Source organism: Marinomonas sargassi, assembly GCF_025716875.1.
GTDB classification, from domain to species: Bacteria; Pseudomonadota; Gammaproteobacteria; order Pseudomonadales; family Marinomonadaceae; genus Marinomonas; species Marinomonas sargassi.
In genome coordinates this window covers 165,885-178,102 of the sequence record NZ_JAOVZB010000006.1, presented here as the reverse complement: position 1 = coordinate 178,102, position 12,218 = coordinate 165,885, and the positions used below count along the sequence as shown (strand labels likewise).

Annotated in this window: 9 protein-coding genes; 6 read left to right on the top strand and 3 right to left on the bottom strand. The window is 39.4% G+C overall.

The window, feature by feature from the left end:
* Window positions 1-55 precede the first annotated feature (55 nt).
* The gene (locus tag OFY17_RS13390; protein WP_263531242.1) at window positions 56-841 is read left to right on the top strand and encodes a hypothetical protein; all 786 of its coding nucleotides are present in this window, start codon (window positions 56-58) and stop codon (window positions 839-841) included.
* A 91-nt stretch (window positions 842-932) separates the two neighbouring features.
* Entirely contained in the window at window positions 933-1,550 is a 618-nt protein-coding gene (locus tag OFY17_RS13385; RefSeq protein WP_263531241.1) for a LysE family translocator, read from the top strand.
* On the opposite strand, the gene OFY17_RS13380 is transcribed toward OFY17_RS13385, so the two are convergent.
* The gene (locus OFY17_RS13380) at window positions 1,547-3,487 is read right to left on the bottom strand and encodes a DNA topoisomerase III (RefSeq protein ID WP_263531240.1); all 1,941 of its coding nucleotides are present in this window, start codon (window positions 3,485-3,487) and stop codon (window positions 1,547-1,549) included. The genes OFY17_RS13385 and OFY17_RS13380 overlap by 4 nt on opposite strands.
* 169 nt (window positions 3,488-3,656) lie before the next feature.
* On the opposite strand from OFY17_RS13380, the gene OFY17_RS13375 reads away from it, so the two are divergent.
* Both OFY17_RS13375 and OFY17_RS13370 read left to right on the top strand, forming a co-directional pair.
* The gene (locus OFY17_RS13375) at window positions 3,657-3,896 is read left to right on the top strand and encodes a DUF2061 domain-containing protein (protein WP_263531239.1); all 240 of its coding nucleotides are present in this window, start codon (window positions 3,657-3,659) and stop codon (window positions 3,894-3,896) included.
* A gap of 222 nt (window positions 3,897-4,118) precedes the next feature.
* The gene (locus OFY17_RS13370) at window positions 4,119-5,561 is read left to right on the top strand and encodes an aspartate kinase (protein WP_263531238.1); all 1,443 of its coding nucleotides are present in this window, start codon (window positions 4,119-4,121) and stop codon (window positions 5,559-5,561) included.
* Between the two features lie 107 nt (window positions 5,562-5,668).
* Here the strand turns inward: OFY17_RS13370 and OFY17_RS13365 are convergent, their stop codons facing one another.
* Window positions 5,669-7,858 (bottom strand): bifunctional diguanylate cyclase/phosphodiesterase, encoded by a 2,190-nt coding sequence (locus tag OFY17_RS13365; protein ID WP_263531237.1) that lies wholly within the window; start codon window positions 7,856-7,858, stop codon window positions 5,669-5,671.
* A 243-nt stretch (window positions 7,859-8,101) separates the two neighbouring features.
* Between OFY17_RS13365 and OFY17_RS13360 the strand changes: the two genes are divergently transcribed.
* On the top strand, window positions 8,102-8,686 hold the full coding sequence (locus tag OFY17_RS13360; protein ID WP_263531236.1) for a hypothetical protein: 585 nt from the start codon (window positions 8,102-8,104) through the stop codon (window positions 8,684-8,686).
* Window positions 8,687-8,747: 61 nt separating this feature from the next.
* Here the strand turns inward: OFY17_RS13360 and OFY17_RS13355 are convergent, their stop codons facing one another.
* Window positions 8,748-9,962 carry a phosphoribosyltransferase family protein gene (locus OFY17_RS13355; protein ID WP_263531235.1) on the bottom strand — a complete coding sequence of 405 codons (1,215 nt, stop codon included), beginning with the start codon at window positions 9,960-9,962 and terminating at the stop codon, window positions 8,748-8,750.
* Window positions 9,963-10,207: 245 nt separating this feature from the next.
* On the opposite strand from OFY17_RS13355, the gene OFY17_RS13350 reads away from it, so the two are divergent.
* Window positions 10,208-12,217: a cache domain-containing protein gene (locus OFY17_RS13350; protein ID WP_263531234.1), complete on the top strand. Its 2,010-nt coding sequence runs from the start codon at window positions 10,208-10,210 to the stop codon at window positions 12,215-12,217.
* The last annotated feature ends 1 nt before the right edge of the window (window position 12,218 follow it).

Here is a 12,218-nt window from a genome sequence, read left to right as displayed (position 1 = left end):
AATATTTCCAAAGTAGAAATATACACTACAAATGCTAGGGCCAATAAAGTAACTCATGACAGCCATTATTATCACCTTACTATTACTGCTTATCGGCGGCTTTATTGCTTTTGCCATTTGGTTGCAGTTAAAAGAAAAAGCGCGTTTAGACGAGCTTCGTAAGGTCGCTGGTCTCAATAATGAGTTAAGACAAGTTCGTCGTTATTTAGACGAAATGCCCCCCCAGTACCAACCGAAAGATATGCGCTCATGGCTGTTTAAACGCACTATTGCCATTTTAGATCAGCTTATTCATATAAAACCTGATGCATCCCTCACTCGACGCCGAAGTGTCTTAATGGAAGAAATGAAAGCATTTCAGGATGGCGATCAAAAGCGCCGTGCTAAACCAATGAATGATGAAATACTGATCACAGAAGTGAAGCGTTTGTTCGATTCTTTTGAGACGTATTTATCTGTATCACAAAGAGAAAAAACAATTGATGAAAAGCAGAGTAGCCGATACTTTAAACTCGTCAGTTTTTTTAAGTATAAAGTGCAATCCGACTTTCACGCTTATGGTGCTCGAAAAGCGCTATTGAGTGGTCAGCATGAAGTCGCTTTAGAAATGTATAACGAAGCCCTATCTCAATTGTCGCCTGTTAAAGATCTTCCTCAAGCTCAGCCTACCCTGCTGAAATATAATGAGGCCGTGACTGAAATTAATGAAGCGATTGCTCTGAAGAAAGCAGAAGAGGAAGAAAAGCAAAAAGTAGAAGATATACCGACTAGTGAGGTGTATGACGATGAGTGGGGGAAATTCGTCGAAGACTCTACATTTAAAAAGAAAGAAAAATTTTAAAGACTCGATCTATAACCTTGTTTATATTGCAGATATACTTTGTTATCAATTTATCTTTATCTAGGATTACTTTAAAGGACTACAGTAACTTATGAGCTTTGTGCTTCTTTCGGTTTTTATACCGACTTTCTTTTTTGTTTCTATCACTCCAGGTATGTGCATGACACTTGCTATGACATTAGGCATGACTGTAGGTGTAAAACGAGCCCTTTGGATGATGCTTGGTGAATTAGTAGGTGTTGCAATAGTTGCGACTCTGTCTGCCGTAGGGGTTGCCGCATTGTTACTCAGCCATCCAAATATATTTCTTGTTTTAAAATATATCGGCGGTGCCTATTTAGCTTTTATTGGTGTTCAGATGTGGCTGTCAAAAGGAAAAATGGCAATACAAGTCGGTGACGACGTGACACAAACCGCCAAGTTTGACTTAATTTCTCAAGGCTTTGTAACGGCTATTGCTAATCCTAAGGGATGGGCTTTTTTTGTTGCCTTGTTACCTCCTTTTCTAGATGCTAGCCAACCTCTTACTAACCAGCTAGCCGCTTTAATTAGCATAATTCTTATTCTCGAGTTTAGTTGCTTACTTATCTATGCTGCTGGGGGTAAGACACTGAAGGCCATATTGAAACATAGTGGTAATGTCCGCTTAATGAATCGAATATCTGGTTCATTAATGATAGGTGTTGGCGCTTGGTTAGCTCTAGATTAACGCTTCTTTGCTGCCCTAGAAGAGGTCTTCTTTCTTTTATAGGTGCCTTTCTTGAATGCTTTCTTTGGCTGAGAGGGAAGTGATTTTAATGCTTCAGTGGCTAAAGGTTGTGATTCCAATAATTTACTTAAATGAGCTTCAAGAGAGCTCATAAAATGGTTGTAACTGTATTCACCTAAGCTTATTGCATTTAGGGAAGATTCCCATTGAGCAGTCATATCTGGGGTAACGAGTTCTGTAGGTAAGCAATCGATAAAGGCTCTACCGGTCGGACTAGCATGAATCTGCTTTCCTTTCCGGATAAGGAACCCTCGTTTAAATAAGAGCTCGATGGTACTGGCCCTAGTGGCTTCTGTACCTAGTCCATCCGTTTCTTTCAATATTCCTTTAATATCTTTGTTCGATACGTAACGGCTTATCCCCGTCATAGCAGATAACAAAGATGCATCTGTAAAGGCAGCGGGAGGAGTGGTTGTTTTGTTTTTTATGAGCCCTTCTTTACAGAATACGCTGTCACCTTGTTGTAATTTTGGGAGCTGCTCTTGTTCTTCATCATCTTGCTTTGGCTTCACTTTATTAGGGAGTAACGTTCGCCAGCCTAAATTCGTAGGAGTATTGCCTTTTGCCTCGAATACTCCTCCAGCAATGTTTAATTTTATCGAGGAGGAAAGGTAATCGTAGTGAGGGTAAAACTGCATTAAATATTGACGTGCGATTAGATTGAAAATCAGAGACTCATTCTTATTTAAAGAGGCCGCTTTGTGAGCTTGGCTTGTTGGTATTATCGCGTGGTGAGCGGTTACCTGTTTATCGTTCCATGCTCTGCTGCGTATTGTTGAGTTTGCCCCAGTGACGCTATTGGCAAGCTCTGGCGTGGCCTTTGATAATGCATTGAATATGCTCTTAGCGTCTTGATGTTGTTGGCTTGGTAGATATTGGCAATCTGATCTGGGGTAAGTAATGATTTGATGGCGTTCATATAACGCTTGGCAGGTGTCTAAAGTTTGTTGGGCAGACATGCCAAATGCTTTAGCCGCATCTATTTGTAAGCTTGAAAGACTATAAGGTAATGGTGGTGGTTGCTTTTTGGACTTGTAATTAGCCTCAATCACTTGACCATATTGTTGGTTAATACGAGAAGCTACGTTTTCAGTAAGTGCACGGTTAATAACCCTATTCTCGTCGTCCATATGAGGTAGGCAAGCTTCACTTGGTAACCATTTAGCCTGAAAGTGTTGCTTATCTACTGTTGCTACTTGAGCCCATACTTGGAAATAGTCTTTAGGAATAAAGTGATCTCTTTCTTTATCCCTATTAGCGACTAGACCCAATACAGGCGTTTGTACCCTTCCTATAGACAGTACTCCCTGATAGCCAGCTTCCCTTCCACGTATGGTATAAGCCCTCGTTAGGTTCAGTCCGAATAACCAGTCGGCTCTTGACCTTGCTAGGGCAGACCGCGACAGTGCTGAGAACTCCTTGTTACTTTTTAAATTCTTTAATGCTTTTTTTATTGCTGATGGAGTTAAGTCACTCACTAGTAGGCGTTGCGTGCTTTCTATTTTTGATTTTGCTGTTTTCGCATAATGGATAACTTCATCTACGAGTAATTGACCCTCTCTATCTGGGTCACCAGCATGAACTAAGGTTGAGGCTTTTTTGATTAGCTTTTTTAAAATGGTTAACTGCTTTTTGGTTTGCGACTTCTCTTGCCATTGCCACTCACTAGGGATGATTGGGAGGTGATCTAATTTCCAAGATTTATAGTCTGGGTTGTATTTATGTGGTTCGGCTTGTTCTAACAAGTGCCCAATACACCAGCTTATGCAATCTCCGTTAGGCAGCCATATGCAACCTTCTTGCTTTTTTTGAGGTGAGGGTAGTGCGGCAGCAATGGCTCTAGCTAAACTGGGCTTTTCAGCAATGTAAAGAATCATAAGAAGGTCTAACTGTTTATATATACAGTGTATCTTATATTAAGGCCCGCTTCGTTACTAGATAAGCACTTGTTAATTATTAGCTATTGATGATTTAGTTATAATTAATTTTATTAATATCTATAGATCTATAATACTCTTAGTCCTAGATAACTAGGAGGTAGGTATCATGATAAAAACAATGACTTTTTCTGTTATGCATTTCTCAATCGCTTTTTTAGTTGCGTATTTAATTACTGGGAGCTTTGTGGTTGGTGGTTTGGTCGCTATTGTTGAGCCTGCTATCAATACAGTTGCGTTTTATTTCCATGAATTAGTTTGGAGTAAAATACAAAATAAAAGAGAAGAGGGTGAAGTAAAAGGTGCAATGGAAACCATTGGTGAAAGTTATGCTTTAAGGTCATGCTGAGAAGCTGTTCGTGCTTTCATTAAGTGACAATTACAATGAGCAAATTACTAGAGATTGGTCTTCTGTGATGATTAGGTTGTTAGGCCTGAAAAGAGAAAAACATCGTAAAATATCCCTTAAAAAGTAGGAAAACACTTAATTTTTCGGCTTTCTTGTGACAATATAGCGACAATTTTTTCTGGGGTGAGCGTTCGGCTTACCCCCATATGAATTGGATCGGAAATGGCACAGCATACAGTTGAAAAAATCGGTGGCACGTCAATGAGCGACTACCATTCGGTTAGAGATAATATTATTTTTAAGCCCGCTCAAAAGCATACTATGTATCAACGCATTTTTGTTGTTTCTGCTTACGGTGGCATGACAGACAAATTGTTAGAGCATAAGAAAACAGGCGATGCGGGGGTGTATGCTCTTTTTGCCTATGATCGTCATCAGAACAATTGGCTTCCAGCCTTACAAGAAGTAAAGAAAGCAATGCTGGAAGTTAATCATAGCCTATTTGAAGCAGGCGATTTGCGAGATAAAGCCGACGCTTTTTTGAATAGCCGCCTTAAAGATGCACAAGAGTGTTTAGAAGATTTATACAGACTCTGCCAGCATGGCCATTTTTCTATTAGTGAGCATTTGGCCACTGTACGCGAAATGCTAGCGAGTATTGGTGAAGCCCATAGTGCTTGGAATATGGCTCACCTTTTACAAAGAGACGGTGTTAAAGCGGTATTCGTTGATTTAACTGGGTGGAATGCCCCTAGTCATATGTCTCTTGATGAGCGAATTGTTGATGCCTTTAAAGGGGTAGATTTAAATCGAGAGCTACCAATTGCTACTGGTTATGCCCATAGTGAAACAGGTCTGATGACAACGTTTGATCGTGGCTATAGTGAGATGACATTTAGCCGTATTGCTGTGTTAACACAAGCTCGAGAAGCGGTCATTCATAAAGAGTTCCATTTGAGTAGTGCAGACCCTCGTCTAGTTGGTGAAACGAAAGCTGTGCCAATTGGGCGTACTAATTATGACGTCGCTGACCAGTTAGCCAATCTTGGTATGGAAGCTATTCATCCCAAGGCGGCAAAAGGTTTGCGTCAAAACTCTATATCTTTGCGAGTGAAAAATACCTTTGAACCGGAACATACGGGAACCTTAATTACTGGTGACTATGTCAGTGATGTTCCTTGTGTAGAAATTATTGCAGGATGTCGCGGTGTCTTTGCTGTCGAAATTTTTGATCAGAACATGGCGGGTGAAATTGACCGTTATGACATCGAAATTTTGGAAACCCTAAAGCAATTCAATGTTCATATTATTGCTAAAGATATCAATGCAAATACCATAACGCATTATTTGGCGATTAACTTAAAAATCTTAAAACGCGTATTAGATGTGTTAAGTGAACGTTTTAATTCAGCTGAAATTACTCAACGTAAAGTAGCGATCATTTCTGCTATCGGAAGTGATATGAAGACCACTGGTATGTTAGCCAAAGCGGTTAAGGCAATTGCTTCGGAAGAGGTTAATGTCTTAGCTATGCATCAATCTATGCGCCAAGTAGATATGCAATTTGTGGTAGATGAAGAAGACTATGAAAAAGCCATATGCAGTCTACATGAAGAACTGGTTGAGTCTCATAATCATGGTTTGGCTATCTGTTTAGCACAATAAATTTAACAATACCTAAAATAAAAAAGGGGCATCGCTAAAAGCGATGCCCCTTTTTTATTTTAGGTATTGTTAAATAGCAGACGTTGTTGTTTGAGATGCTTTTTGGGCTACTCAATATTGGTAGGTATCTGGTTAAACTCTTCTTCTGTAATGGCTTTACTGACCAAATAGCCTTGACCAAAATCGCAATGAAAGGAAGATAGTCGATCCCACTGAGCTTGGGTTTCAATGCCTTCAGCAAGCACCTTGATATTAAGCTTATGGGCCATGGCAATGATGGCTTCAACAATTTTTCTGTCGTCTATATCCTCTTCAAGGTCCATGACAAAGCCGCGATCAATTTTTAGTAATGAAACAGGTAGGTTTTTTAATTGAGCTAGCGACGAAAAGCCCGTACCAAAGTCGTCTATTGAGATACAGATCCCCATATCTTTAAAGACTTTTAATACTTCTTTGGATATTTCCAGGTCTTCCAGTATGGACGTTTCAGTAATTTCAAAGCCGAGAAGCTTGGCGGGAACTTGGTAGATAGATAAGAGTTGTTGTACGGATTGAATTAAACCAGGCGCACATAGTTGTTTAGATGACAAATTTATATGTATGGTAAGGTCAGGCTTGTTTTGCTCTTTTCGTCTGGCCAAATAAGCGATACTACTCTCTAATACCCAGTAGCCAAGTTCGATTATCTTACCGCTATTTTCTGCCAGCGGGATAAAGTCATTTGGAAATACTAAACCTTTGTCTGGGTGATTCCAGCGGATTAGCGCCTCAGCACTGATGATTTTTTTCTTAGAGAGGTCAAATTGAGGTTGGTAGTAAAGCTCGAATTCATTATTCTCTATTGCTCGAGATAATTCGTGTTCATCTTGTATTTTGTTATAAGTATCAACGCGCATTTCTTCAGTGAAAGTGAGGTGCTGATTTTTGCCTTCTAATTTTGCTTGATACAAAGCAATGTCAGCGTTTTGCATGATACTGATAAGATCGTTGCCATGTTCTGGAATCATGGCAATACCCAGAGAAGTACTTAATAGCAACTCTCTATTATCGAGCTTTACAGGGACTCGAATGCATTCGACAATGACTTGAGCCTGTTGCTCGGCATCTGCTTGGCTTTTTATATTATTAAGTAATATTCCGAATTCATCGCCGCCTAAGCGAATAATAAGATCTGATTTCCCTTTTAATTCATTAAGCCTTTTAGCGACAGTTACTAAGATTTTATCCCCTATATCGTGCCCTATGGTGTCATTAATACGTTTGAAATTGTCTAAATCAAAATAAATAAAGGCGGCTAGGTTTTTTTGTTTTTTGTTGTGGGCAAGTTGAGCATGGAGGTGGTCTTGTAAGTAGCGTCGGTTAGGTAGATCAGTTAAAGGGTCTTTATAAGCAAGCTCTTCAAGTTCTGCTGTTTTGGCTTTTACAAGCGCTTTCAATTTGTCAGGCTGCATTAGTAAGAGGTATAGAGCGATAGCTAATAATAGTGCAACCCAAGCGGTTAAAAAATAGCCTGTTAAAGTGTTGCTGAGTATTTCACTTTCTATACTTCTACTTATATGAAGTGTCCAATTATTTGCAGGGGCCAGTAGATTCGTCTCAACATGGATATCTGTAAGGGGGGACTTTGATGAAGATATAGTGGTTATTAGGCCTGTATCAATACTGGTACGGGTTAATGAATACTGATAACCCTCCTGATCTAGACTTGGTAGGTCTGTAGCTTCGATTAAGCTTTCGATGTTGATAAGTGCGGATATAAAACCCCAGAACTCTTTCTTATCTTTTTCATTATCCAAATAAACAGGAACCCTGCCGATAATCGCTCTGCCTCCTTGGACTAAGTTAATAGGTCCAACAATAATAAACTTATTATCTTGGATAGCAGCTTGAGCTCCTTCGTTAAATCGTGAGTCAGACACAATATCTAAGCCGATTGCCGCTTCATTTCCTTGTAGAGGGTATATTCTCTGTATTTTTCCTTGAGGTGCTAGCTGGAGGCTTTCAATACCGTCAAATGAATTAAAAAGGGTAGTGGCGTAGCGCTCAAACCAGTCCATATTGCCTTCGTTGTATTCGATCTCATAAGAGAGAACCCTAGTGGTTATGAAAGCGGTTGATAATCTGCGCTGTAAAATAGAAGACTGAGTGTTTGCTATCTTGGTTAAGAGAGCGGTTTGCTCATTAATTAAATTCGTGTTCTCAGCCTTGGTCCATAGGCTACCAAAGAAAAGAGCGCAGCAAAAAGTAAGGCATGATATGGCAAATGCGAAAAATTGATTTGAGTGTATTTTTACCAATTTCAGTTCCTTGTTTTAGGCACCTCAAATTGATTGAAAGAGCCAACTGCGCATCTTGTTTTGTGGTTACAGTGAATGCTTGATATTAATCGAGCTTACATAAGATATCCTTTATTAACTTAAAGTTAAATCCGCTTACATAAAATTACCTGAAAATAAAAACATCATTTTTGCTGTAGAGCGATATAATGACCAGATACATGCTTTCAGCAATGGCTGTAATGTTAGAAGTAAGGGGAATTCGTGAGTAATAGCTATTTAGTAGAAGTCGATAAGTTAGAAAGGTTGCGTGAAGCTTGGATCCCTGCGGTTGAGTTTCTGTTTGGGAGCCCAGTTGAGAACATAGTATTTGATGGCTTTGAAGTTTTAGATGACTTATCTAGACCAACCACATTGCTCTCTCAGGAAAATGGCTTAATTCATTATAAAATTCAGATGCCAGCGAAAAGTTTCTCGAATGATGTAATGTTATTAGCTGATGTTATTCAAGAAATGGTTCGTGCGCTTTTCCCAGTTGTAAATGAACAAGATAAAACAACGGCCTTGTGTGAAGGTGTTGCTGTGTTTGGTGCTATTACGGCTATTAAACAAGTATTTGGTGAAGGTACAGTAGATTCTTATTTGAATGCTTTGCGAGAACAAGCATTCTCTTATTATGATGCTTTTTCTTATGTGGCTCTGCTTCTTGCGGAAGACCCACAAGCCATTAAAAAACTTAGGAAAGAGAAGCCTTACCTCTATGAAGTAGAGAGGGATGATTTTTCCGAAGTAGGCATTGATATTGATAGGAAGATGAAGGATATCTTGTTGCTATCCTTCAGGGCGTAATAACTGTCTCATAGGTTGATTCGAGTACCAGCCTCAATACGATATTGGGGCTGGCGTTTGACTATTTTCCGGCTAACTCATGGAGCTCGTCACTGAACCAAATTTTTCTTTTAAACCTAGGGTTTTTAGATGACATGTCTATTTTATATGGGTTTGTTTCAGTATTGTTAGGTAACCCTAGAATATTACACAGCTCTTGAGCGAGCCATTTTTCTACTTTTAGAACCACCATCTTTTTACGCAAACGCCCTTGCTCATCACGGTTTAATATAGTCGGTAGAGTGTTGAGGGTAAGTATTTCACCCAATGCAGGGTGAGCCATTCTCTCACGACCTTCATCACTGGCGTAAAAATGCGAAACAGCAAATACCATACGCTGTGGTTTAATTTGCTTTAAGAACTGGCAAGATTTAACAACAGTTGACCCAGTACGAACCATATCATCAAATAAAATGATGCTAGCACCATCAAGGCCGTCAAATGTATGTTCGCTTTCCTTGTGTAGCGTTATCTCTACTTTTCTTTCCGCCGTACGCTCTTTGTCTAGCATAATGAACTTGGCTTTTTTAAGGCCTAGTTGATTAAACATCTCTTTTACGAAGTCCCGGGCTCCTTTATCTGGAGCACAAAGAACTAGGCCTTCCCCGTCTTCGCCGTAATTTAAAATATCTGAATTTAATAGATAATGAGCATAAATTTTGTACGGGATTAAATTATGGAAGTCTCCCTCGAAGACTTCAGTGAAGATCTTTTGTACTGATTCAGAGTGGTTATGGATGGTCATCACAGTATCAACACCAGAAAGTTTTAGCATCTGAGCATAAAGCTTTGCTGTGAAAGGTTGACCATCAAACTTTTTGATATCTGTTATATCTCTCTCGAAGCTAGTTTGTCCTAAATCTTTGTGGGGGCCACGGTCTTGCGCGCTATAGAAAAGGTCTGGCTCAACAAGAATAACTCTGTCCGCACCATTTTCTTTGGCTGCGCGAGCAATAATGAAGTTGGACATAGCCAGTTCTTGGCGGCTTTTTATATGGCTACCCGTACTTACAATAATTACTGACTTTCCTGTGAGCTTACGGCCGATATTTTCAAAGTCGGCTTCATCGGAAATAAATCGTGGGCAAAACTCAGAGTTCATGAATTGTTTCATACTGATGAGATCAGCAATGTCGTCATATTGTCCCATGGCATAGGCGATATCAATAGCAAAGGGGTTATCGGACGAGTTACTAACAACTACTACATTAGAGGATAGGGAAGTCGAGAGAGCCATTAAAAATCCTTAACGAGGGATATTGGTATTGGCGCAGATTTTAATACTTGTTAGGGAATAGTGATAGGGGGAGAGAAAGATAAATATTATTTTCTTAGTAGATTTGCGCAGTGAGCAATAAAGTATCTCTTTTTATTCTTTTAGTACATTTTTGTGCGTTATAACGATTATTTATGTTTGCCTGTGCTTTATCGGTGCGTTTTTTGCTTTATTTCAGTGTCTTTATAAAGCTGTAGGGTAAAATTGTGGAAACTTTTCTGTCTTCTAATCAAGATGCGATGAAGCGAGTTCTCAAAAGTGTTGATCAGTATGATAAAGGATTAAAATCTCTAAGTACTTGGTGGGAGAAAATAGCCTTAATTGGAAAGATAAATAGCTTTGAGGTTGCTTCCACTATTTTACAAGATATGGAGACAACACTAGATCAGTTTAATACTCTACAAAAACGCCTAATCACTAGTTTGATTAATGAGCACTCGCGAAAGATTATTTTCCAAAATAACTCCCGTTGCCAAATGGGGATAGATGTATTAATTCGCAACTTGTTTGAAAGAACAGCCGATATTGGTTTCCTATCCACCGATAACGATGTTGTTGAATTCCTTAAAGAAAATCATATTCAAGATGATGCTAAACGCTTTATAAATGATCGCCTTCAGTCTTATATTAATATCTATTCTGTTTATCAAGATGCCATATTGTTGAAGCCAAATGGTGATGTTGCGTTCCAGTTAAGCCAGCCCAGTAGAGGTGGGCAAGTTCAGGACAGATTTATCAAAGATGCTTTGAACAACCCAAATGACTATGTTGAATATTTTGGCAAATCTAAGTTGATGGGAGAGCGTGAGTCAAATTTGTTATACGCCAATGCGGTTAAAGATGGAGATACAGTGGTCGGTGTGATCGTACTGTGTTTTCGTTTCAGCAATGAGTTGGAGGGCATTGTTAAGAATTTGATGATGAAAGGGGAGGATGATCACTTTTTGCTCACTAATGGGGCGGGAGAGGTAATTTATGCACCCCACCATAATTTAGTCGATGGTACTTCTCGTGTAGCTTTATCTGAATCACCTAGTCTGGAAACCTTTAATAGTAAAAAGGTACTAAAAGTGTGCGTTAGTGGTCAGGAATACCAAGGCTACGCTGGTCCCAGCAACTGGCATATGGCTTCTCTCCTACCTCTTGAAAATATTGGATATGAGGTAGGCTCAAGTGATCGTGGTAAAGAGGGCAACGCTGCGCTTATTAAGGATTTAGGTGGTTTAATTTCTGCAGATTTATTTGATGTGCGTCATCAGTCTCAGCTGGTAAATGATGACTTACAGCTGATCGTTTTAAATGGAATTATTACTGCTGCACGTAAAGATGCGACTGAGTTTATGCCTGTGTTAGAAGCGATCAAGAGAATTGGTCAAGACATAGATGATATTTTTGCCCAATCAATAGAGTCATTATTCTCGACTATTATTGCAGGCCAGTTGGAAGCTATACGACTGCAAGCTGGTCTTGCGGTCGATATTATGGATCGTAACCTATTCGAGCGAGCTAATGATTGTCGCTGGTGGGGCTTAAGCAATTTACTGCGTAAAGCTTTGTCTTCAAAAGTGGTAGATGTGGAGATTATTAAGGAAACGCTTTCTACAATTCACTCACTCTATACGGTTTATCATACCTTGTATGTTTATGATAAACAGGGGCGCTATATCGCTTTTTCTGATGATACTTATAGCGACTCTATAGGTACCCTTGTTGAGCCTCACTCAGGTGCCAAAGATATTTTTCAATTTACTTCACCATATCAATACAGTGTCTCTCCATTTGAGAAGTTTGATTGTTACCAAGGGGAGTCTACTTATATTTATAACGCGGCTTTGCGTGATCAAGATAACCAAAATGATATTGTGGGCGGTATAGGTATCGTATTTGACTCCACCGTGGAATTTTCAGCTATCTTGAACGATATTCTTCCCAAAGAAGAAGATGGGAAAGTGATAGAAGGAGCTAAAGCGCTATTTACTAATGAGCAAGGGCTTATTCTTTCTAGTACATCAGAAGAGTTTCCAATAGGCGAAACTTTTGCGCCTGAAATAGACCGAGTTGAGCTGAATGATCGTGGTTCTTTAGCAACAGCGATTAAATTGGCTGATGGTCAAATGTATTTAATCGGTGTGGCTATATCGAAAGGCTATCGAGAATATAAAATTGAAGATGGCTACGAAAACACCGTTTTATCTTGGGTTATGAAACCTTGCTAGA